Source organism: Paenibacillus sp. FSL W7-1332, assembly GCF_037969785.1.
GTDB lineage: Bacteria > Bacillota > Bacilli > Paenibacillales > Paenibacillaceae > Paenibacillus_AQ.
In genome coordinates, this window is record NZ_CP150209.1 from 368945 (window position 1) to 394120 (window position 25176).

Annotated in this window: 11 protein-coding genes; 9 read left to right on the plus strand and 2 right to left on the minus strand. The window is 41.4% G+C overall.

Annotated elements, in window-relative coordinates; all coding sequences use genetic code 11:
- Nucleotides 1-2: 2 nt before the first annotated feature.
- From MKX98_RS01620 to MKX98_RS01645, 6 genes are all read left to right on the plus strand, one after another.
- Nucleotides 3-11309 (plus strand): amino acid adenylation domain-containing protein, encoded by an 11307-nt coding sequence (locus MKX98_RS01620; RefSeq protein ID WP_339221045.1) that lies wholly within the window; start codon nt 3-5, stop codon nt 11307-11309.
- A 198-nt stretch (nt 11310-11507) separates the two neighbouring features.
- Complete coding sequence (locus MKX98_RS01625; RefSeq protein ID WP_194540472.1) at nt 11508-13250, plus strand: ABC transporter ATP-binding protein; 1743 nt, start codon at nt 11508-11510, stop codon at nt 13248-13250.
- Nucleotides 13251-13321: 71 nt separating this feature from the next.
- Nucleotides 13322-14386, plus strand: coding sequence for a saccharopine dehydrogenase NADP-binding domain-containing protein (locus tag MKX98_RS01630; RefSeq protein WP_194540473.1), 1065 nt, complete (start codon nt 13322-13324; stop codon nt 14384-14386).
- A gap of 88 nt (nt 14387-14474) precedes the next feature.
- Nucleotides 14475-15539, plus strand: a complete 1065-nt coding sequence (locus MKX98_RS01635) for a DUF3810 domain-containing protein (protein ID WP_339224280.1) — start codon at nt 14475-14477, stop codon at nt 15537-15539.
- Between the two features lie 23 nt (nt 15540-15562).
- Nucleotides 15563-16312: a thioesterase domain-containing protein gene (locus MKX98_RS01640; RefSeq protein WP_339221048.1), complete on the plus strand. Its 750-nt coding sequence runs from the start codon at nt 15563-15565 to the stop codon at nt 16310-16312.
- A gap of 411 nt (nt 16313-16723) precedes the next feature.
- The gene (locus tag MKX98_RS01645) at nt 16724-17734 is read left to right on the plus strand and encodes an AI-2E family transporter (RefSeq protein ID WP_194540474.1); all 1011 of its coding nucleotides are present in this window, start codon (nt 16724-16726) and stop codon (nt 17732-17734) included.
- Between the two features lie 493 nt (nt 17735-18227).
- Here the strand turns inward: MKX98_RS01645 and MKX98_RS01650 are convergent, their stop codons facing one another.
- Nucleotides 18228-18578, minus strand: coding sequence for a hypothetical protein (locus MKX98_RS01650; RefSeq protein ID WP_339221050.1), 351 nt, complete (start codon nt 18576-18578; stop codon nt 18228-18230).
- Between the two features lie 269 nt (nt 18579-18847).
- Here MKX98_RS01650 and MKX98_RS01655 point away from each other — a divergent pair, with 269 nt between their 5' ends.
- Entirely contained in the window at nt 18848-19642 is a 795-nt protein-coding gene (locus tag MKX98_RS01655) for a sensor domain-containing protein (protein WP_220686902.1), read from the plus strand.
- A gap of 344 nt (nt 19643-19986) precedes the next feature.
- On the opposite strand, the gene MKX98_RS01660 is transcribed toward MKX98_RS01655, so the two are convergent.
- The gene (locus MKX98_RS01660) at nt 19987-20157 is read right to left on the minus strand and encodes a helix-turn-helix domain-containing protein (protein ID WP_339221052.1); all 171 of its coding nucleotides are present in this window, start codon (nt 20155-20157) and stop codon (nt 19987-19989) included.
- Nucleotides 20158-21074: 917 nt separating this feature from the next.
- Here MKX98_RS01660 and MKX98_RS01665 point away from each other — a divergent pair.
- Both MKX98_RS01665 and MKX98_RS01670 read left to right on the plus strand, forming a co-directional pair.
- The gene (locus tag MKX98_RS01665; protein ID WP_339221054.1) at nt 21075-23138 is read left to right on the plus strand and encodes a pectate lyase; all 2064 of its coding nucleotides are present in this window, start codon (nt 21075-21077) and stop codon (nt 23136-23138) included.
- Between the two features lie 197 nt (nt 23139-23335).
- Nucleotides 23336-25171 carry a sensor histidine kinase gene (locus MKX98_RS01670; RefSeq protein ID WP_339221057.1) on the plus strand — a complete coding sequence of 612 codons (1836 nt, stop codon included), beginning with the start codon at nt 23336-23338 and terminating at the stop codon, nt 25169-25171.
- Nucleotides 25172-25176 lie beyond the last annotated feature (5 nt).

Here is a 25176-nt window from a genome sequence, read left to right on the forward strand (position 1 = left end):
TTATGAATAAAAATTCTAACCGAATCCAGTATAAAGATTTCAGCGTATGGCAGAATTTTTATGATATCTCAAAACAGGAAGAATATTGGAGGAGGGAATTCGCTGGTGAAATTGCCAGGGTGGATTTGAAGACGGATTTCCTCCGTCCTCAAATCCAGTCTTTCAGGGGAGCCAATGTTGTAGCAAAGGTAAAAGAGCCATTAAGCTCAGGGGTTAAAAATTTAGCCCTAAAGTATGGTGCTACTGAATTTATGGTTACCCTATCTGTGTTCATTTTATTATTGAGCAAATATAGTCGCCAAAAAGATATTATTGTAGGAACAACCGTATCAGGCCGAGTTCATGCAGATACTAAAGGTATGCTGGGGATGTTTGTCAATACTCTGGTAATAAAGGGAGAAGTTTGTCCTGATGATACTTTTGAGCATTTGATTTTAGCTGTGAGGGAGAAGTGTCTGCAAGCATATGATAACCAAGAATACCAATTCGAAGATTTAGTTGAAGCCGTAGAGAAGAAAAGAGATCTCTCAAGAAATCCGATATTTGATTTTATGTTCGGATTAAAAGAAAAGAAAAAACCGACAGAAATGCAAGGCTTATTGGGCGGGAAAAGTGCATTTATTAAAAGAAATGTTTCAAAGTTTGACTTATCCGTTCTGGTTGAATGTGTGTCAGAAGGGTATGAAATTGATTTTGAGTATTGCATAGATTTATTCAAACAAGAAACGATTGAATATATGGCAAGGCATTATGTAACGCTGCTTGAGGAAGCAGTAACACATCCAGAAAAAAAGCTTAAAGATTTGCATATGCTTGATATCAGGGAACAAGAAAAGATATTGGTTGATTTCAATGCAACGAATGTAGAATACGCTCGAGAACAAACAGTTGTCAGCTTATTTGAGAATCAGGTAGAGAAAACAGCAGAACATATTGCACTTAAATTTGATGATAAACAGATGACATATGCCGAGCTGAATGAGAGAGCAAATCAGTTGGCGCGTACTCTTCGGGATTTAGGAGTGGTTCCAAACGATTTGGTGGCTCTAGTTACAGAGCGTAGCATGGAAATGATTGTAGGAATATTAGCAATCATCAAGGCAGGGGGAGCTTATGTACCCATCAATCCGGAATATCCAGATCATAGAATTCGCTATATGCTGGAGGACAGTAGTCCAAAGATTGTATTGACGTATAAGAATAAGTTGCCAGGGAAGGTAGAGATTCCGGTATTGGATTTAGAAGATGAGAATCATTATGCTAATGAAACGGACAATCTTCTGCATGTTAACAGAGCTAATGATTTAGTGTATTGTATCTACACTTCGGGTACAACTGGAAACCCTAAGGGAGTTTTAATTGAACATCGAAATGTGGTCAATATGTGGGTCACCTATAAGGAAACATTTGCACTGAACGACAAGGATACGGTGCTGCAATTTGCAAATGTATCTTTTGACCAAGCGGTTGGTGATATCTTCCCTGCACTTTGCAATGGTGCGGCATTATGTATTGTACCAAAAAATTTAACCTATGATATGGAGCAACTACAAAAATATATAGATCGAAATAATGTAACAACAGCATCATTGACACCTAAGGTAATAGAAGGGTTGTGTGTTGAAGCATTACCGACACTTCGTTTGCTGGAGTCAGGTGGAGAGGCAGGTCGTCTAGAGACTTTAAAAGAATGGGCGAAAAAAGTAGAAGTGCTAAACACATATGGTCCTACGGAATCTACTGTAAATGCAACTAGTTTTAGAGTGAACACAGACTCTACTTCCATTACCATTGGACGTCCGATTGCAAATACAAAGGTATATCTTCTAAATGAAATGGAGCTATGCGGTATTGGAATACCTGGCGAGTTGTGTATTGCAGGAGATGGTGTAGCAAGAGGTTATTTGAATCAGCCAGAATTGACTGATAAGAAGTTTATTGAAAATCCCTTCGGTGAGGGAAAACTGTACCGTACAGGAGATTTAGCACGTTGGCAGCCAGATGGAAATATAGAGTATTTAGGTCGTATAGATGAACAAGTGAAAGTCCGTGGTTACAGGATAGAGTTAGGGGAAATTGAAAGTGTATTAAGAAAACAGAGTAACATCACTGATGCTGTCGTTGTTGTAAAAGAAGTTGGAAACGATGAAATTCTCTGTGCATATCTCATTGCAGAGAAGGGTCAAGAATTAATTATACCCGAAATTAAGGAAGCGATAAGAGAAGAAGTAACGGAGTATATGATTCCTGCCTTTATGATACAGATCGATGAATTTCCACTAACCATAAATGGAAAGCTGGATAAAACTAGATTGCCAGAGCCAGATATGTTAGAAAGCTTGAAATACGTACCACCAAGTAATAAGACGGAGCAAGCAATCGTAGATGTATTTGAGGAAATTCTAGGAGTATCTCCAGTCGGAATAGAGGACAGTTTCTTTGAATTGGGTGGACATTCGTTAAAAGCAACGACAGCAATTAATGTAATAGAGAAGAAAACAGGGATTCGTTTGCCAGTCAAAGAGATATTTAGTTCACCAACTCCTGCCATGTTGGCGAAAAAGATTGAGGCCGCGGGAGAAGGCGAATATAGTCCAATACCACAAGCAGAACAGAGAGAAGTTTATCCAGCATCCTCTACACAGAAACGATTGTTTATTCTGGATCAGATGGAAGGCAGTAGTACAGCATATAACATGGCGTCAGCGCTAAAAGTAACAGGTAACCTCGATTTGGAAAAAATACAACAAGCCATAGATCGCCTGATCGAGCGTCATGAGTCGCTGCGAACAAGTTTTGTCATGACAGAAGGAGAAACCTTTCAAGTCATTGCGGACGAGGTATTCTACCAAGTGGAATATGAAGAGACCGACAGCTACAGCGAAGCAGATATGGAGCAATTTGTACGCCCGTTTGACATCGGAAAAGCACCACTTATGCGTTTTAAAGTAGTCAAAGAAAGAAATCGGAACAAATATATTTTACTATTTGATATGCACCATATTATTTCCGATCATCAGACGCTAAATCTATTAATCGAAGATTTCTCACGATTGTATAACGGTGAAGAATTAGAACCACTTGAAATCCAATACAAAGATTATAGTGAATGGATGCTTGGCAGAAACCTGGAGAGTCAGAGGGACTATTGGAAAGAAGTATTTAAAGAAGAGGCACCGGTTCTGGATTTGGTGACGGACTATCCACGTCCAAAAATCCAAAGTTACAAAGGAGCCCAAGTGTCGGTTCAGCTTAGTAAAGAACAAAAAGTTGGCATTCAAAATATAAATAAACAACATGGAACGACAGATTACATGACCTTGCTGGCTGTATTTATGATAGAACTGCATAAATACAGCAGGCAACAAGATATCGTGGTAGGAACCCCCATCTCCGGCAGGGTGCATCCGGATACCGAGACGATCGCAGGCATGTTTGTCAATACGCTAGCCATGAGAGGATATCCAAGGGATGAGAAAACGTTCTTGGAATTTTTAAGCGAGATCAAAGAGCTGGCATTGAATGCGTATGAGAATCAAGAATACCCATTTGAAGAATTGGTAGAGGAAGTAGAAGTACGCCGTGATCTGTCACGCAATCCGCTGTTTGACGTGATGTTTACCATGCAGAATGACGAAGACATCCATCTTGCGATGGGCGAAGCCCAAGTCGACATGTTGGGCATTCCTTTCATTGATGCCAAATTCGATTTGGATTTACAAGCGACAGCGTATGAAGACGGGTACGCTTTAGATCTGGTCTATTGCAGTGATTTATTTACCCAGACTTCAGCACAGGTCATGCTGGAACATTTTAAGGTATTGCTGGATAGGGTGATTGCTAACCCTGAAATGAAATTGTCTGAACTAAACATGGTCAGTGAGGTAGAACAACACAGAATAATAACGGTTTTCAATGATACCCATACAGAGTATGCACAGCATCATACGGTAGTAGAGCGATTCGAGAAACATGCGGAACAGACACCTGAGAAGACGGTAATCGAATACGAAACGGGAGTACTTCGTTATGGAGAAGTCAACCGAAAGGCCAATGCATTGGCATGGGAACTGATTTCGTTAGGTGTTCAGCCCAATGATCGAGTGGCCATCATGGCTTCCCTGGAAGCAGAAACGATGATTGGGATTTTAGGCGTGCTAAAGAGTGGAGCCGCCTATGTCCCGATTGATCCAGCGACTCCGAAGGAACGAATCGAGCATATTCTGAACGATGCAGCACCCAAAGTCATCTTAACAAGAGAGAAGGAGCTGGAAACGGAAATCCCATGTATCTCTATGAATCTGGAGGACCTGGGCGAGAAGGCGGAAAACCCAGCGTGTGCCGTTGAACAAGACGACATCGCCTATGTGATTTACACATCAGGAACGACAGGAAAGCCCAAAGGCGTGGCGGTTACACGAGGTAACTTGGATCATTACTTGTCGTATGCAGATCAAGAGTACCAGAAAGAAGCTTGTACGACGGTATTAATGACAAGCTTAAGTTTCGACCTCTCCGTAACTTCCTTGTATTTACCGCTGATTAGTGGTGGATGTCTTCTATTAAAGGGAGGGGACACGGAGGAAAGGTTACGTGCAGCATTCAAAGATGACAGGGTAACCTTCCTTAAGCTTACTCCTTCTCATTTAAAGATGCTGGAAACTTATGCGGACGGCGTAGATGTACCGAATTTAGAAACGCTGATTGTCGGTGGAGAAGAGTTCACCACAGATACGGCGTGGAAAACGCAGAAGCTGTTAGGAGACAGCGTCAAGATTCATAACGAATATGGCCCTACAGAGACTACCGTAGGATGCTGTGACTATATCTATTCCAGCGAAAAAGATAAGGGTTTAAGTGTAGGAATCGGGCGTCCCATTGCCAATATGCAGCTCTATATACTGAATGAGATGGAGTTATGTGGTATAGGCATTCCTGGTGAGCTATGCATCGCGGGAGACGGGGTTGCTAAAGGCTATTTAAACCAGCCTGAATTAACAGCGCAGAAGTTTATCGACAATCCCTATGGAGAAGGGAAGTTATACCGCTCTGGAGATTTGGCGAGATGGCTGCCTAACGGGGAGATCGAATACCTGGGAAGAATAGATGAACAGGTTAAAATCCGAGGATATCGGATCGAGTTGTCCGAAATCGAGAGCGTTCTAAGGAATCAGCCGGGTATATTGGATGTAACCGTTGTAGCATTGGAAGTAGGCGGTGACAAGCATATATGTGCATATCTGATCCCGACCAATCAAGAGCAGAAACTGGATATGTCTGAAATTAAAAATGATTTGAGAGAAAAACTACCCGAGTATATGTTGCCTAGCTTTATGATGCAGATCGATGCATTGCCACTAACTCCAAATGGGAAGCTGGATGCAAAGGCCCTGCCAGAACCCCATGCATTAGAGGGACAGGAATATGTGCCACCAAGAACTAAAACAGAGAAGGTCATTACGGACGTATTTGAAGAAATCTTAGGCATATCTCCAATTGGAATAGAAGACAGTTTCTTTGAACTGGGTGGACATTCGTTAAAAGCGACGACAGCAATTAATGCCATAGAGAAAAAGACAGGAGTTCGTTTGCCTGTGAAAGAGCTATTTGGTTCACCAACTCCTGCCGTCTTGGCGAAAAAGATAGAGGCCGCGGGAGAAGGTGCATATAGTCCAATACCCAAAGCAGAAAAGAGAGAAGTTTATCCAGCATCCTCTACACAGAAACGATTGTTTATTCTGGATCAGATGGAAGGCAGTAGTACAGCATATAACATGGCGTCAGCGCTAAAAGTAACAGGTAACCTCGATTTGGAAAAAATACAACAAGCCATAGATCGCCTGATCGAGCGTCATGAGTCGCTGCGAACAAGTTTTGTCATGACAGAAGGAGAGACATTTCAAGTCATTGCGGACGAGGTATTCTACCAAGTGGAATATGAAGAGACCGACAGCTACAGCGAAGCAGATATGGAGCAATTTGTACGCCCGTTTGACATCGGAAGAGCCCCACTTATGCGTTTTAAAGTAGTCAAAGAAAGAAATCGGAACAAATATATTCTTCTATTTGATATGCACCATATTATTTCTGATCATCAGACGTTAAATCTATTAATCGAAGATTTCTCACGATTGTATAACGGTGAAGAGTTAGAACCACTTGAAATCCAATACAAAGATTATAGTGAATGGATGCGTGGTAGAAACCTGGAGAGTCAGCGAGACTATTGGAAAGAAGTATTTAAAGAAGAGGCACCGGTTCTGGATTTGGTGACGGACTATCCACGTCCAAAAATCCAAAGTTACAAAGGAGCACAAGTGTCGGTTCAGCTTAGTAAAGAACAAAAGGTTGGCATTCAAAATATAAATAAACAACATGGAACGACAGATTACATGACCTTGCTGGCTGTATTTATGATAGAACTGCATAAATACAGCAGGCAACAAGATATCGTGGTAGGAACACCCATCTCAGGCAGGGTGCATCAGGATACTGAGACGATCGCAGGCATGTTTGTAAATACGCTAGCCATGAGAGGATATCCAAGGGATGAGAAAACGTTCTTGGAATTTTTAAGCGAGATCAAAGAGCTGGCATTGAATGCGTATGAGAATCAAGAATACCCATTTGAAGAATTGGTAGAGGAAGTAGAAGTACGCCGTGATCTGTCACGCAATCCGCTGTTTGACGTGATGTTTACCATGCAAAATGACGAGGAAATCCATCTTGCGATGGGCGAAGCCCAAGTCGACATGTTGGGCATTCCTTTCATTGATGCCAAATTCGATTTGGATTTACAAGCGACAGCGTATGAAGACGGGTACGCTTTAGATCTGGTCTATTGCAGTGATTTATTTACCCAGACTTCAGCACAGGTCATGCTGGAACATTTTAAGGTATTGCTGGATAGGGTGATTGCTAACCCTGAAATGAAATTGTCTGAACTAAACATGGTCAGTGAGGTAGAACAACACAGAATACTAACGGTTTTCAATGATACCCATACAGAGTATGCACAGCATCATACGGCAGTGGAACGATTCGAGAAACATGCGGAACAAACACCTGAGAAGACGGTAATTGAATACGAAACGGGAGTACTTCGTTATGGAGAAGTCAACCGCAAGGCCAATGCATTGGCATGGGAACTGATTTCGTTAGGTGTTCAGCCCAATGATCGAGTGGCCATCATGACTACCCTGGAAGCGGAAACGATCATTGGCATTTTGGGCGTGCTAAAGAGTGGAGCCGCCTATGTCCCGATTGATCCAGCAACTCCGAAGGAACGAATCGAGCATATTCTGAACGATGCAGCACCCAAGGTCATCTTAACAAGAGAGAAGAAGCTGGAAACGGAAGTCCCATTCATCTCTATGAATCTTGATGATCTGGGCGAGAAGGAGACAAATCCAGCGTGTGCTGTTGAAAAGGGCGACATCGCCTATGTGATTTACACATCAGGAACGACAGGGAAGCCCAAAGGCGTGGCGGTGACACGAGGCAATTTGGATCATTACTTGTCGTATGCAGATCAAGAGTACCAGAAGGGAGCTTGTACGACGGTATTAATGACAAGCTTAAGTTTCGACCTCTCCGTAACGTCCTTGTTCTTACCGCTGATTAGTGGTGGATCTCTTCTATTAAAGGGAGGAGACGCGGAGGAAAGGCTGCGTGCAGCATTCAAAGATGACAGGGTAACCTTCCTTAAACTTACCCCTTCCCATTTAAAAATGCTGGAAACCTATGCAGACGGCGTAGATGTACCGAATTTAGAAGCGCTGATTGTCGGTGGAGAAGAGTTCACCACAGATACGGCGTGGAAAACGCAGAAGCTGTTAGGAGACAGCGTCAAGATTCATAACGAATATGGCCCTACAGAGACTACCGTAGGATGCTGTGACTATATCTATTCCAGCGAAAAAGATAAGGGTTTAAGTGTAGGAATCGGGCGTCCCATTGCCAATATGCAGCTCTATATACTGAATGAGATGGAGTTATGTGGTATAGGCATTCCTGGTGAGCTATGCATCGCAGGAGACGGAGTAGCCAAAGGATATTTAAATCAGCCTGAATTAACAGCGAAGAAGTTTATCGATAATCCCTATGGAGAAGGGAAGTTATACCGCTCTGGAGATTTGGCGAGATGGCTGCCTAACGGGGAGATCGAATACCTGGGAAGAATAGATGAACAGGTTAAAATCCGAGGATATCGGATCGAGTTGTCCGAAATCGAGAGCGTTCTAAGGAATCAGCCGGGTATATTGGATGTAACCGTTGTTGCATTGGAAGTGGGCGGTGACAAGTATATATGTGCATATCTGATCCCGACAAATCAAGAGCAGAAACTGGATATGCCTGAAATTAAAAATGATTTGAGAGACAAACTGCCCGAGTATATGTTACCTGGCTTTATGATGCAGATCGATGCATTGCCACTGACTCCAAATGGGAAGCTGGATACAAAGGCACTGCCAGAACCCCATGCATTAGCGGGACAGGAATATATGCCACCAAGAACTAAAACAGAGAAGGTCATTACGGACGTATTTGAAGAAATCTTAGGCATATCTCCAGTCGGAATAGAAGACAGTTTCTTTGAACTTGGTGGAGATTCTATTAAAGCGATTAAGGCAGTTTCGAAGTTGCGGGAAAAAGGTTATAAGCTATCTTTCGCAGCATTAATGTATCAGCAGACACCAAGAAAGATTGGGGAAAATATTCAAAAGGGAGAAGTAAGTCAAGTATACGAACAGGGAGAAATCAATGGGGAAAGTTCTCTAACTCCTATACAACTAGAATTTTTCAATAAGCGTCACATCGTACCCAATCATTTTAATCAGGCCTTAATGTTAAGAAGTGATAAGCCGTTTGACATACCTAGTTTAAAGACAGCAATTACTGAAATCATTAAACATCATGACGCCTTAAGAAATGTATATAACGAACAACGTCAAATCACGCTGTCTACAGAGGAAAGCAAGCTATATGATTGGTATGAAAAAGATTATACAAAAGTGCAAGATCCATCGAAAGAGATAGAGTATGCCAGCGATCAATTACAGGCAAGCATAGACCTAGCCAAAGGACCCTTGGTAAAAATAGGACTGTTCCATTCAGGCAGTGGAGATCATTTACTAATTTGTGTACATCATCTGGTCATAGACGGTGTATCATGGAGAATTCTGCTGGAGGATTTATTTAGTGGATATCGACAAATCCAAGAGACAGGTAAAATCAAGCTGCCAATGAAAACGGCTTCGTACAAGGAATGGGCGAATGCTTTAACACAATATGCTAAGAGTGAAGTGCTTTCAAATGAAATAGCATACTGGAGAAATATATCAGAAAAATCAAATAGTACGGAGACATTCAAGAGTACACAAACAGCAAGTGGTCAATATAAAAATAAAGTAGTGAAAGTGGACTCTGAAACGACGAAAAAGTTGTTACTTGAAGCTGGAAAGACATATAAAACCGAAATAAACGACTTGTTACTGGCATCGCTGACCATTGCGGTCAAAGAATGGAGAAACTCTAAGTACCTAACCATAGAAATGGAGGGTCACGGTAGAGAGACAATAGATAGAGAGATCGCCATTGATCGTACAGTTGGTTGGTTTACAAGTGTATATCCTATTATTTTGGAGACAAAAGATACTGTTGAAGAAAGCATTTTGGAGACAAAACAAACATTGAGACAGGTCCCTAATCATGGAATTGGATATGGAGTTTTGAGATATCTTGGTGAGTATAGTGGACTTGAGATGAGCGCAGCCATAACATTCAATTATCTTGGAGAATTGGATAATGAGATAGACAGAATTGAAGGCATATCCATGTCGGAAATGCCATTAGGAAGAAGTATGTCAGAAAAAAATTCATCAGGAATGGGATTGTCTCTAAACGGGGCTGTTTTAAATGGGCAACTTGAATTTGACATCATATATGATACTGGATTGTATTCCGATGAAGATGCTCAAACATTGGTGTTGGCATATGAAAGAGCAATTAAGGATGTTGTCGAAACGTGTTTAACCAGAAAAGGAACAGTAAAAATGCCATTAGACGTAACATTTATCGGTGATAACCGTGATGGCGATCTAAAGTGCATGATACAAAAACAGTTGAATGATTATGGAGATAACTATATTAAAACACGTCCTACTTTAGAATGTCCTGTATTGACAGGACATGAAGACTTCTTGCGACCAGATACAGAAATTATTACTGACATCATAAGAATAGGAGGAACGGCAGAGAATGCTTCTTTGTCAGTCAGAGAAATCATTTCCAGGCATGGAGCATTAAGAACAAAATTAAACCAAAAAATGACCTATTTAGAAGAATACGATTATTCAGATGAATGGGAAATTCCAGTAGTGAAAGGAACCTTAGCATTATCTGCAGAACAATTTAAGCAAATTGTGAATGAAATGAATTTTCTAACTGACGATAAGCTCTTATCTAGATTTTTAATCGTAGAAATTGATGCAGATCATTGCTTAGTACTTAGTGCAATTCATCATTTAATATGGGATGGAGTCTCACAAGATTTGTTTAAGGTTATGCTTCATGAAACTTTGAACAACAGACGTAACACTCCCTATAACTATTCTTTCATAGAATATTGCAAAATGATCAAAAAGAAAGTTGATGAACTGGAAATTTCTGATAATCAAGAGTCTAACATGGCGGAGTATATTGAAGCTGCTAAAAAATCGGCTAACTTAGTCTCGCGACGAGACACGAAGAGATCTACAGAAATTCATGTGAAACTAAATGAGTTACAATATCAGAAATTTAGTGAACAACCCATTAATACAGCAGCAGAATTTATATCAAGGCTTATGTATAGTGACTTATCTGAAGAATTAAATAACATACCTGTTTCTGTTTTGACACATAACAGAGATGAATTCAATAAGGGAATGTTGGGGCTGACTTTAAATTTAGATTATTCAATTTATGATAGGAAAAGTAAAATGCAAGAACAGCTTTTATCAGCATCAGAAAAATCCAGTATTAATCAATCCGCCATTACAGAAAAGTTGTTTCTTATCGCACAAAAGTACGGTTTTAATGAAATGTCCAATCGCATTCCAATCCTTAATTATCAGGGAGTCCTTGATAAGTTTGCAAGTAGAGATGACATATCATTAGAGAAAATGTTTTTACAAACACAGATTATAGAGTCTGAAGATTTTGGAGTGAGCATGCACTTCTACATTCAAAATAGTACTCTAATTGCTCGCATTACAGGCATTACAATTGAAGAAGAGCTCCTTAATGATGTCATGAACCATATTTAATGTTGTATCTTACCCATAAACCACCTGCTATGCAGGTGGAGGGGGCATAAAAGGCCATATGATGCTGGGTCATGTGCATATGCTCGTGGCGGTTCCACTCAAAATATCTGAAAAATGCACATGATCTAGCAATAAACAATTGAAGTATAAATTAGACATGCTCTAAATGAAATTAGAAACAAGAAGAGGGCTTATAGTATGAATGAAAAAATTTCAAAAAGCATATACAAAAAGAATATAGGCTTATTTATTTTGTCCTGCTTACTTGGTATCGTGACATCTATTCTGTTTATTGCATTGGCGTTTATACTACAAAAGTTTATTGATTATTCGATTAACAAAGATATTGACAATATCGTTAAGTTAACTACTATTTCCGTTATTTTATTGCCTTTAGGTGCAGTGGGAATGTATGTGGGGTATGCTGTTAAAAATTTATATACAAAAAAGGCAACGTTAAACCTGAAAAATACCCTGGTTGAAAACATTTTGCGGTTAGATATGAGAAGCTTCAACAAGGAGAGTAATGGAACTTACATATCACGATTGTCAAATGATATAACTATTATTCAAAACGATTATATAAAAGGGACCGTGGAAATATTTGTTCAGCTTGCTATGCTTGTAGGCGGAGTGCTTGCGATGTTTATCATTAATTCATTCCTTGCATTGAGTATATTACTCACTTGCATCATTCCACTCGCCGTTTCGAGTATATTTAATAATCGTATGCAAAAAGCACAAGGCGAAGTGGCTGAGCAAAATAAAAGTTATGTATCTTTCATTAAAGATATATTGTCTGGAAATCAGGTTGTTAAGAGTTTTAACATCGAAAAAGAGATTTTTGAAAGGGCAAAGGCAAAAGCGAACAAGCAGGAAAAAGTAAAAATGGTATACGAAAATCTGCTGTCACTCATTATGTCACTTACTGATATTTCAACATTTCTTGTTGCTGTAGTCATATTTATTGTGGGAACTCAGCAGCTCATGAAAGGACAAATTACAGTAGGGGAGATTATGGCTTTTATTCAATTGCTAAATTGCGTAACAGTTCCCATTAATCGACTCATAACCGGTTTTACCAAAAGGCAGGCTAGTCGGGTTTTATTAATGAATTTCAATAAAATAGGAGAGGCAAAAACGGAACAAACTCAAAGAGTTGATATTCCTAAATTCAGGAATAAAATTTCTTTAAATGGGCTTTCGTTAAGCGTAGATGGGAAAACAATTTTAGATGATATTAATTTTGAATTTGAACATGGAAAGTCTTATGCAATTGTAGGAACAAGCGGGAGTGGAAAGACAACCTTATTAAAGATGCTGACTGGGTTTTATGATGGGTATGAAGGAAGTATCAGGTACGACGGGGTTGAACTTGAGAAAATAAGTGATCAGTCCATTTTCCAAAATGTTAGTTTTATTCATCAGGACTGTTTTATCTTTGATGAGACGATTGAACAAAATATTAAATTGTTTCGTGAATGTGACACAGATGAGTTTGAGCAAGTCATAAAGAGGAGTATGCTACAGAAATTGATTAATGACAGAGGCGGCTTTGATGTCTTATGTGGAGAAAATGGAATCCATTTTTCAGGTGGGGAAAAACAGAGAATTTCTGTAGCAAGAGCACTCCTTAGAAAATCACCTATATTACTTATGGACGAGGCGACTTCAGCGTTGGACAATCAAACAGCTAGTGACCTGGAGTGTATGTTAAGTGAAATGCAGGGCATTACGAGAATTTCCATTACACATAGGCTGGATGAATCCATTCTTAGTGGATATGATGAAATTGTTTTATTGAATAATGGAAAAATTGAAGAACACGGGACATATCATGAATTAATGGAAACCAAACAAAGATTTTATGCATTGAGTATGTTGAGTAGACATAATAATGATCTTTTAATAGAGAAAGGTATAACTAGTCTTGTATTTTAAACTCAATGTATGTATGAAATAAGTTTTTGGACTGTTTTATGCTTGTATAAGATGAAAGGGGTGTCGTACGGATGGAGCAAATCGCAGTTGTCGGGTGTGGCGGAATGATCGGTGAAGTCATCTGTAAGAACTTATGTAAAGACTTTATAGTTAAGGGCGGACAGCGGCGTGAACCTACAGCATTATTGAACCTGAATAATTTTAACTATCACTTTTTGGATATTTTTGACTGGGAGAACTTGATTGCATTCTGTGCTGATTGTACCGTTGTCATTAATTGTGCAGGGCCTGAATTTGTAATTAAAGATAGAGTTGCTCAGGCAGCTATGAAAGTAGGAGCAAAATATGTTGATGCTTCCAATGCTTTATTATTGAGTCAGGAGCAAGAGCTAGAGCTCAAAGCTAACGGTGTAAATTACATAGGAGCTGGTTTTTGTCCTGGAATTACAGGTTTGCTATTAAAACGAGTGATAAATCATTTACTAGACGAAACTAAGCATGTGAATTGTTATATTGGTGGTGCGGAACATTATACGAAAACTTCTATCTCAGATATATTAATGAGTGGGCATAGTGTAATTGGAAAAACAGACTCTTATTGGAGTGATCATCGTGTTAAAACGGAAAATATAAATATGATGCAGAAAGAATTTGTACCTGAAGTGGATGTGCCTGTCTATAAGAAACCGTATTTAAGTCAAGAGATCATTGATATTCTAGAAGTTAGTTCGGTACAAGAACTCCACTGGTACAATATAGCAGCAAATGATTATATTTTTCGTTTGGCAATGCAATTTTATCAAATGCAACTTGAGTCTTCGGTTGAAGAAGCCATGAAAAAACTAGACATTAGTTTGGAGGAGCAACCTAAAGAGGAATGGATAGCTTTAGTCATTGATGCTACAGGAGAGAAAAATGGAAAGAATGTTAGGTGCAGATTGAATTTACAAATGGAAACGAGTTCAGAGTTAACGGGTACAGTGGCTGCTGAAATCGCCCGACATGCTATTTCAAGTAATAGACCTAATGGTACCTATTGGGCTTATGAAGTACTCCCTATAGATTTTATGAATCAATATGTTTTTTCTAATAAACATGATTTTTATGAGGAAAAGTATATTGAAATAAAGAAATAATATTACGATGTTACATTGCGTACATCCTATATTTATTGGATAGGAGGAGTACATTATAAAAAGGCTTTTACTTAAGAGATTGCCGTGGATCTCACTTGGAGTTATAGCTTATATACTGACAAAATACGCGCAGAACCATCAGGATTGGGCGGAAAAATATAGTAAGTCTGTCTATCCGTTATTGTCAAAAACAGTAGGATTTGTACCTTCTTGGGTCAAATTTTCTGTTAGTGAATGGCTCGTAGTGTTGGTTGTGTTACTTTTTCTATTTTATATCGTTTATTATGTGCGCAAGGTTATCATGAGTAAAGGTGTACGTAAGATGGTAGTTTATCGTGGTACTCTAGGAATCGTTACGATCTGTAGCGTAATATATTTTTGTTATACTATTTTGGGTGGAATAAACTATCACAGATATTCTTTTTTGTCTCATACCGAATATAAAGAGGAGAACTACAGCAAAGAGGAACTGGTCAAATTGACTAAGTCGCTTGCCGTTGAAATGGAATTGGCAAGGGAAAAGTTAGCGGATACTGATCTTTTGGCTCATGTACCAGAGGTTTTTGATTATTATGCACAACACGCAGTGTTCTCGATGCAAATGTTATCAAAGAAATATCCTATTTTGGAGCATTCATATTCAACACCAAAACCAGTGGCGATGTCAAAACTAATGTCGCATGCAGGGATACATGGTATTTTTGTCCCTTTTACTTATGAATCCAATATCAATGTTAATGTGCCAGTTTTCTTGGTGCCTGCTACTATGGCGCATGAATTGGCACATCAGAGTGGTTTCATGCATGAGGATGAGGCAAATTTTATAGCTTATCTGGCATGTAAGCAGCAGGATGATTCAATGATACTATACAGTGGTTTATTTCTAGCATTTGATTATTCTATATCTGAGCTAAAAAAGGTTGATCCAGATAAGGCGTCTGATATAATGTCCAGTCTGTCCAAGGCGGTGCAGCATGATATAGAACAAAATGAGCAGTACCGGGATAAGTATGAGGGTGTTATTTCAAGTATTTCAAGAAATGTAAATGACGTATATCTGAAGGCGAATAATCAGACAGACGGTTTGAATAGCTATAGTGGTATGGTAAATTTGTTGCTGGCAGAGCAGCGAGGGATAGAGAAGTATAATTAAATAAAGTATAGATACTATTAGGAGTGAGTGAAATAAACAAAATAAAAGTATTTCCCATTCCATATGCTGGAGCATCGGTAAATGTATATTATGAATGGAAAAAACTACTGCCGGATAGATATGAATTGTTTATGAGTGAATTGGCTGGGAGAGGAACTCGATTCAGAGAGTCTTGCTACCAGTCTGTTGGTGAAGCAAGTGAAGATATCGCCAAAAGAATCATTGAACAATTAGAATATGACGATGAATATGTTATATTTGGACACAGTATGGGAGCCTTATTGACTTATGAGATATATTATAAACTTAAGCAAATGGGAGCTAAGGAACCAAGGCATCTGTTTTTTTCTGGGCGAAATGCTCCACATATTTTTGAAGAGAGAGAAGACATTGAAAATATGACGAATGAAACTTTCTTGCAAAAGGTAGAACAATATGGGGGCATACCAGAGGAGTTTTATACCCAAGAGATTATGGATATGTTTCTTCCGATTTTGCGAGCAGATTTTATAATTTTGGACAATTATAAGTTTCAGCCCAAAGCAGAAAAAATAAGTTGTGGAATAAGCGTTTTTTATGCGGATAATGATTTTTCGACTCATATCAAAGAAATTCATAAATGGAGCGAAGTTGTTGAAGGGAATGTGAAATTTCATGAATTTAAAGGAGAACACTTTTTTTTGAATCGGTATCCTAATGATATTGTAAATACTATTGTTAAAGATACAGAGACTCAAAATATTTATTGTAATAATGAGCGCAAAGTTTACTGATATTGTACTTGAAACCCAAAAAAGAGGGGGTTCTCCAGGCGATCCACCTGGATCGCCTGGAAAAACGGGGGTAATCTCCTCCTTAAATTCTATTTTTTGAATGAACTCAAATGCGATAAACCCTGTGCCTTTGAAAAAGTACAGGGTTTATCGACAATCTGAAGCGACCAATATGGTCGCTTTTTGCTTATTACAGCGGTAAAAAGTGTGTGTGTTTTACTTATTCGTTATTAAGCCGTCGAGGAGAATTTTCGAATGGTAACCATTTCATATATAATTGAACTGTCTAAGTTGAACTGAAGTCATGTTATGCCGTCAACAGCGGTCGGAAGTCACGTCTTTCGTATTGTGACTCTCCAGGCACATCCGTGAATCTTTAGGTAACTAAATATAATTAAATGAGGGAAGCGAATGAATTTTTTGCGGGAGTTTTTTTCTAACAATGTAGTAAGAAGGATTCTGTTCCTCTTACTTGTTATTTTATTGCTGTACAGCTTAAGAGGTATGCTCAATCTGCTGTTATTGCTGTTTCTTGTTACCTTCGTCATGGGACGCCTAGAGCACTTTATTACGAAGAAAATATCGAAGCTGTTTCCTATATCGCCTATTGTCGTGAATACGATATTGTATGCGGTTTTAATATTTGGGCTTGTATACGGAATTGTCAATTATGTTCCGAAGCTCATTAGTCAAATTTCCGATTTATATTTTTCCATTATCAGATTCGTGAATACACCTCAGTCGGATGAAATCGCTGAGCTTGTCTCCTCCGCGCTCGGTAAGCTGGAATTAGAGCAATACGGAAGCCAGGCATTAAATTATATTCTGAAGATAGGCAAATGGGCCGAGGTTATCATTTTTGTTATTGTATTGAGTTACTTCTACTTAATCCAGAAGAAAACAGTCAATGACTTTACAGATAAGTTGAGCAAAAGCAAGATAAGCTGGGCTTACAATGAGTTTAAATATTTTGGCCAAAAATTCACCTCTTCCTTCGGTAAAGTGATCGAGGTTCAACTGATGATTGCCTTAGTCAATACGATTTTAACGACTATCGGGTTGTGGATTATGGGCTACCCTTACTTGTTCGCTCTAACGATTATGGTATTTTTACTAAGCCTTGTGCCGGTTGTCGGTGTTGTGATTTCCTTCATTCCGATCAGTATTATCGGTTACCAGATTGGCGGTATCTCAACTGTCATTTGGGCGATTGTCATGATTTTACTTATCCATGCAGTAGAGACATACTTCTTAAATCCGAAGCTGTATGCTCACAAAACGAAGCTGCCGATGTTCTACACCTTTATTGTTCTTATTTTCTCTCAGCACTTCATGGGGATTTGGGGGCTTATTATCGGGATTCCGATCTTTATGTTCCTGCTCGATATTTTGGAAGTCGATCAAAGCAACGCGTTATCCTAAATATTTGAGTAGACAATTGTAGCCATCAGCCCTAAAAAGAAATAAGAAAAGTTAAACTTAAATGGATAAGTAAGACCTTATGGCTTCGATGTTACATTCATAACACATGATAAAAAGATGGGGGCAATAATCCGCTTCCTCTCTTTGAGATTTCAATTATACGTATAAGCGTACCATGTGTTGTTTTTTGTACGCTAACTGTATATTTTAGTCCTAAACACAATGAGGAGAGGATCGACAAGTCCAAGGGCTGGAAATGGCGGCTTCTCTTACTGAAGGTTTCATACAGCTCCCCATAAGATATCTTTACTCTAAATTCCCTCCACACTTCAGGTGGCAGATTGGCAAAAAACTTTCGCAAGAATGTTTTAAGATCGTCTGGTCTGGGGTTTTCCCCGTGCCTGGAGGGCCTTTGATAATACTGATGGTGCTTTTTAAAGCCTGCTCAGGCGCGTTCTTTGACTCAAGTTGTACCGAAACAAAGTATTGTGTATTAGATCTCCGAATTTGATTGGTGCATCAGCTCTTTGATTTCAAGAAACTGTGAATTCGTTATTTGTTGGGATTGATGAAGGGCGTTCAGCTTATCTTCTATTTTTTCCATTCGAAGTTGTGTTTCTTTTTGGAGTTTCTCGGTCTCCTTTTGTGTTTTAGAGTTATCCATGACGACTAAGATGGTCAGACCTGCACTAAAGATCGTTAACCCTCTAGCGATTTGATTTAAATCGATTGAATTCATGGCAATCAGGCAATCGGCAAATCCTGCTCCTATAAGTAGGCCGCCGATCGTGACAATCCCAGTTCTTTTCCATTGGTCTGGGATGATACTTAATGGCTGTTTCATGTAGAGATCTCCTTCAGTTAGGTAGTAAACGTGAATAGGATAGCTTCATTCTATATTTAATAAAACACAGATTATGGAATAATAAAAGGAAATACATGGAGGCTCATTGCGTTGACTTTACTTCAATAAGTTCATCAGAGCCAGGTCAGTCCCTAGTCTAAAGTCTAGGTTCAGATACCCCCTAAGACGGTTATGTCAGCCAAATAAGGCGGATATAATGGACTTATAACTCGGAGCGTGACTTATGAAGCTATAAGGGGTGTTTGAATATGAAGGCAACAGAAGCGACTGGAATGGCGCGGGCAGGCAAGGTGAATTGGGTGCTTTTTAATCCAAAAACCTATGCAACGATCCTCTATTTCTTGCTATCTCTCCCGTTAGGGATTATTTATTTTACAGTAGCGATAACGGGACTAACACTATCCATCGGTTTGACTCCAATATTTATCGGAATACCGCTGTTTTTTGGAGTAGCCAAGCTGTTGAATGGGATTGTCAATTTTGAACAAAGCATGATTAGACAAATTTTAGGTTTACCTGCTCCTTCTGCTTCGTATACCTACAATCAACAGTCTGAATCTGGGCAGAACTGGTTGAAACGAATGGTGAGAGGTTTTGACGGAGGGTTATTTATTCGAAATCTGCTCCTCGTATTACTAAGATTTGTTACTGGCATCGTATTCTTTGTTATTATGGTGACGGCGATTTCACTGGGACTCGGATTAATTGCTCTTCCCGTCGTCCATATCATTTTGATGAATGAACTGCAGCTTGATATTTTAGAGAATAGTTTGTTCAGTTATTTTCATATCGATTGGACTTATAATCAGCAATACCTGCTGTACGTAGGCGTTGGCCTTATCCTGTTCTGGGTCGCGCTGCGTATCGTGAATGGGCTCATGCAAATTCAGCGTAAGATCATGTATGTGGATGAACCCTATCAGCAGCCGTCAGTGCCGCCAATGGAAGCACCAATACATGCGTCTGTTCAGTCGCAATATTACGACTACCCAGAGGATCACCCCACTCAAGGGATGATGCAGCCAGCCCATAGAGAGCTTTAGAAGCTATCTATTTTTGAAAATCTACTATTTGGTCCGTATCGTCTACATTGCTTCAACAATCGAATTGGATAGACAAGTATGAAAGGTAACGAATGGAATACTCGGCGGTGTATTGTGGTTTTACACAGCCGTGGTTCGCCTCCATACACAGAACCCGCTCACTACAGCGGGTTTTCTTCATTTTTGAAAAGGAAAATGAATTCCGTCGGTTGAAGGTTCGTTTGCCTATTTATGTTGAATGGAATAAATGTTTCTTTACCCATCGTTTGTGCTCAGGTGATCACGGTGTTCGGTTTAAGCAAAAAGGGGTGCTCTTTAGGTCCATAGATCGGAGTGACACCTTTCTATATTTCGGACTCGACGCTTTGGCTTGGCGGCCTTCCCGTAATTTTCTTGAATACCTTGGAAAAATATTTGCTGTCCGAGAAGCCCAGTTGATAGGACAAATCCGCCAGCTTCACATCGGGATTGCGGCGGAGCATCTCTTCGGCCCGCTCGACGCGCAGCTTGTTCACCAGTTGATTAAGAAGGTCGTGAGGACATAGGATCCGTTATTTACAGGAAACGGCCCTTTCCCGTGCTTATGTGGGCAGCAGAGGCCCTGCTATATGCTAAAATTCGCCCATTAAGAAGATCATGAGGACAGAGGATCCGTTAATTTACGGGAATCGGCCCATTATGGAGTTCACGCGGACATAGGATCCGCTATTGTACCATAAACACGGATTAATCCGCGATAAATCCCGCAATAGCGGATCTCTTGTCCGCTTATTGCTGCGAAATCGGTGAAAATAAGGAAATAGCGGAACCAGTGTCCTCAAATAACGAAAATCGATGGACTTTAACAATGCTGGATGGCGGTATCATAATGAGAGAATCTGTACGCTATTAATCGCTGCCGAACTGAATAACAGAGTAATACAAAAAGCTTACGCCGTTACATAACGGGTAAGCTTTAATGCGGTATGCCGTACATCCTGCCAAGCTACACGGTTCGCCTCCATAAAATCTATGCGATGCAGCCAGCCCATAGAGAGCTTTTAGAAGCTCTCTCCAAAGCGACCTTAACCGGGCGCTTTTTCCGTTTGCGTCCGGAGAAGGCTGAAATATAGCCCAATCTGCGCATTGTATCTGCAGATTTCAGCCGTTCGCGACGATGCCAACAAGGATGTTGTCCAAGAGTAGGTGTCATTTCCCTGACGAATAATCATTAACTCAGATTATCGTGAAATGCACCGGGTGTGAGAAAATGATTGTTTCGGAACTTCTTTAGCAGCTGATAAGCTGTGGGTGGAATTTCAAAATTTATTGATTTTAAACAAAGACATTGTTTTGACAGACATGGTCCATAAGCGAGGGGGATGATAAGAAAGTTCCAATTTATTGAAAACGATTACAAAAGTGCAAGTGAACAAAAAAAGGAGGAGATGAAATGAAGAACAGCGTTGCAAAGGTGACCGGCATGGTGTTGTTGTTTTCTCTGGCGCTATCTCTCATAGCGGGAGGATGGGTGAATAAGAGTACGGTCCATGCTGCCGGTCTTTCGATCATCGGTGGTGGGGGTTGGAATGAAACGGCGTATATAGAATGGTCACCCCTAAGTAATGCGGAGGGATACAATGTATATGTTAAACAAGCAGGCGCCTCGGATTCCAGCTATCAACAAATTGATAATGAGCTGATTCGACAATACCCTTCCTATTGGAGAGCGGACGCCGTAGGCTTAGCTGCAGGAAATTATGTAATGAGGGTTGAAGCCAGGCTGAGTGACGGTTCGACGGTAAATGCCGTTTCGAATAACCTGTCCGTAGCGCCGCATGATCGATCGGGGTTTGCTTTTTCCTCAGACTCGCCATACCAGACAGGCTCGGGTGCCTACAATGATGACGGAACACTTAAGGATGGTGCACAAGTTATTTATGTGACCTCCGAAACGGCACGAACCGTCACCCTTGATGTGAAAATCAATAGCTCAGGCGGAATTCAAACTGGCGTGGGGATCGGCGAGATTTTGACGCTAAGACAAAAAGGATATGATACAACCCCTCTTGCCATTCGATTTATTGGAAAAGTTACAGATGACGACATGATCGGACAACTGAATAGCAGCGGCTACCTTCAAGTAAAAGGCAATAACGAATATTCGGAAATGATTATGACGATCGAAGGGATCGGAGACGACGCTTATGCTTATGGATGGGGATTGCTCCTTAGATATGTCGGGAATGTGGAAGTAAGAAACCTGGGACTCATGTTGTTCCCTGACGACGGGATTTCCATGGATACAGGAAACGTCAACGTGTGGGTGCATAATAACGATCTTTTTTATGGAACCGCAGGAGGAGATGCCGACCAGGCCAAGGGTGATGGTTCAACGGATCTGAAAAAAGGATCGACCTATATTACCATCTCCTACAATCACTACTGGGATTCGGGAAAAGCGGCTTTGGTCGGTTTGAGTGAATCGGAGGAATTCTTTGTCACCTTCCACCATAACTGGTTTGATCACTCGGACTCGCGGCATCCACGCATCCGATTGGCATCGGTTCACATCTATAATAACTTCTATGACGGAGTCTCAAAATATGGGGTCGGTGTGACAACGGGAGCTTCGGCCTTTGTGGAATCCAATTACTTTAGACATGCCAAATACCCGATGTTGAGCTCCTTGCAAGGTACGGATGCTCTAGGGGCAGGGACATTTTCGGGCGAAGACGGAGGCGTGATTAAGGCCTATAACAATAGGATCGTAGATGCGGACAGTCTAATTTATGCGAATTCCGATACCGGAACAGCTCCGGCAAATGCAACCTCATTCGATGCATTCTTGGCTTCGTCAAGAAGTGAAACCGTACCAAGCTCATACAAAGCATTCGTGGGAGGAACGGCTTATAATAACTTCGATACAACCGTCGATACGGGAGTAAACCGCGTCGACATTGATAACGTGAGCGATGTGGAACAGATCGTTACCGCACAAGCCGGACGCCTGAATAACGGGGACTTCACCTGGGAATTCAATGATGCCGTTGACGACACATCCTATGCCCTCAATACAGCTCTTATGGCTAAAATAAGCAGCTACACCAGCGGGCTTGTATCCGTAGGCGGGAATTCAACCGGGGCGGAGCCGGAACCAGAACCAGAACCAGAGCCGTCCACCGGAGAACAAGTTCACAACTTCACAACGTCCGGAGCGGAAAACGATTTCTTTAATATTGTAGGGAATCTCTCCACAACCAAGGGAACAGTGGTGTATAACGGCTTAACGCTAACCCAATGTTTGAAAATCGAGAGTTCAACCCGTATTACCTTTACCTCTACGGAAACCGCTACATTAACATTAGTGTTTAATTCGGCAGACGGAACCAAGATCAAGATTGATGGAACGAGTTATCCAATGACGAATGGTATTGTTAGTGTGTCACTTGCTCCAGGGGCGCATACGATTACAAAAGATAATACGACGAATCTCTTTTATATGGAGTTGGAGTAGAACAGTCTTCGGTTAAAAAGTGGAGCGACCGTGATTCGGTCGCTTTTATTTTTCCTTTTTAAGACTTCTTAATTATAATTTTCTCAGTGTCCGGTCTAATTTCCATGCTGACTGTATTCGTATCCCGTAGTCATCCCCACCATGTTCCTGTACAATGAAGTGAAAATAAACGGGACGGGCGGAAGGGGGTGGCCAGCGTGTCTTTCAGGTTCAAACCGCTTAAGTCCTGGAGTCTTCGTGCTAAAATTTTGCTGATCTTCCTGCTGCTCATTTCGATTCCGCTCAGTCTGCAGGGCGTGGCTACTTACGTGGATTTTTCCAACTCCGTTGAACGAAGAACCTCCAATTATACTGCTCAATTGGTGGACCAGATCAACCGGAATTTGGACAGGACCCTGATGGAGATGCAGAGATTGAGCTTGATGCCTTTATATGATTCGGGGGTATTGTCCATCTTGCGCAAGTACAGGGAGGAGGATAGTCTGCATCAGCAGCCTACGGTGGAAGAACGCTCCAAAATGCAGCTTTATATCGCCAGCATGACCTTCGACAGGCCAGAGATTGACAGTATCCAGATTTTTGCCGGAAGCGGTTACACCTTCTCGAGCCTGGCTCCTAGTGCGATCGCTGCCTATACGGACGTGGAGCGACAGCCCTGGTACCCTGGCGTGGTGGAAGCGAGAGGGGCCTGGGTGCTGCTTCCGCCGCATCGGCCTTCTTACTATCTGGACGGCAATCAAAGCTATTTTTCCGTAGCCAGGCTGATCCGTGAGCCCAATACCAACCGGACGCTCGGATTAGTCAAAATCGATTTGAAGCAGACCTTGTTCAAACAGCTTGTCGAAAATGTCAGGCTGGAAGAGAACGGCGGCATCGTCGTGCAAAATAGCCGGGAAGAGCTTTTCTACACGGCGACCGCAGATGGGGATACGGAGGAGGCGTCCAAGCTGCTTTCGGACCGGATCCTCGAGCTTTCAGGGCATTCGGAGACGGCCAGCCAGATTCTGCATATGGAGGGCAGCAAGTATTTGGTAGTCTCCAACTATTCCCGATATTCCGATATCCATATCGTCAGCTATATTCCGGTGGCTACCCTGCTTGTGGAGACCAAGGAACTTCGCAACTTTACCCTCCTAGCCGGCCTGGTATGTCTCGTTATGGCCGGGGCCTTAGCCATCTTCTTCTCTTATCGGCTGACCAAGCCTCTCGGGACGCTGGTACGAAAAATGCGACTTGTGGAGCTCGGCGATTTCAAACAGAGCGTGCCGGTAACTGAGGATGAAATCGGTCGGCTCGGTTCCGGCTTCAACCGGATGGTAGAGGAAATCGACCGCCTCGTCCATGAAGTGTACGTGCTCGGCATGAGGGAAAGAGAGGCGGAGCTAGCCGCACTGCAAAGCCAGATCCAACCCCATTTTATATATAATACATTGGAGTCGATCAGCATGCTTGCCCGGCAGCGCAATAATGAGGACGTCTCAGAAATGGCCACGGCTTTGGGACGACTGATCCGCAGCGCAGTGGAGCAGGACCGAAGCCTCATCCGGCTTGGCGAGGAGCTTGAGACGGCGGAGTCCTATATTCGCATCCAAAAAATGCGCCATGGTTCCAGGCTGCAGGCTATGTTCGATATCGAAGAAGGGTTGGAAGATTGTTTGGTCCCGAAGCTGCTGCTCCAGCCGCTCATTGAGAATGCGATTATGCACGGGATTGGAGACCGCGAGCAAGGGGGAACGGTATACGTTACGGTGGCGCGTTTTGAGGATGAGGTGCTGTTGACCATTCGGGATGACGGGCGGGGCTTGTCGGAGGATGAATTGGCGGCTTTGCAAGCTTCATTGGAAGAGGCCGGGGATGATGTGGCAGCAAATACGCCGGCGATGCCATTACGCGGTCATGGAGTGGCGCTGAAAAATATTAAACAGCGTTTGCGGTTGATTTACGGCGGGGACTGTGACTTCGAAATCGATGGAAGCTTGGGACAAGGTGCGGCCTTTACCGTGACGCTGCCGTTCGCGAAACAAGAAAAGTAGGAGGT

Excerpts from the sequence above, each read along its gene's own strand:
- MKX98_RS01620 (WP_339221045.1), top strand. The coding sequence starts at position 3 with ATGAATAAAAATTCTAACCGAATCCAGTATAAAGATTTCAGCGTATGG.
- MKX98_RS01625 (WP_194540472.1), top strand. The coding sequence starts at position 11,508 with ATGAATGAAAAAATTTCAAAAAGCATATACAAAAAGAATATAGGCTTA.
- MKX98_RS01630 (WP_194540473.1), top strand. The coding sequence starts at position 13,322 with ATGGAGCAAATCGCAGTTGTCGGGTGTGGCGGAATGATCGGTGAAGTC.
- MKX98_RS01645 (WP_194540474.1), top strand. The coding sequence starts at position 16,724 with ATGAATTTTTTGCGGGAGTTTTTTTCTAACAATGTAGTAAGAAGGATT.
- MKX98_RS01650 (WP_339221050.1), bottom strand. The coding sequence starts at position 18,578 with ATGAAACAGCCATTAAGTATCATCCCAGACCAATGGAAAAGAACTGGG.
- MKX98_RS01655 (WP_220686902.1), top strand. The coding sequence starts at position 18,848 with ATGAAGGCAACAGAAGCGACTGGAATGGCGCGGGCAGGCAAGGTGAAT.
- MKX98_RS01665 (WP_339221054.1), top strand. The coding sequence starts at position 21,075 with ATGAAGAACAGCGTTGCAAAGGTGACCGGCATGGTGTTGTTGTTTTCT.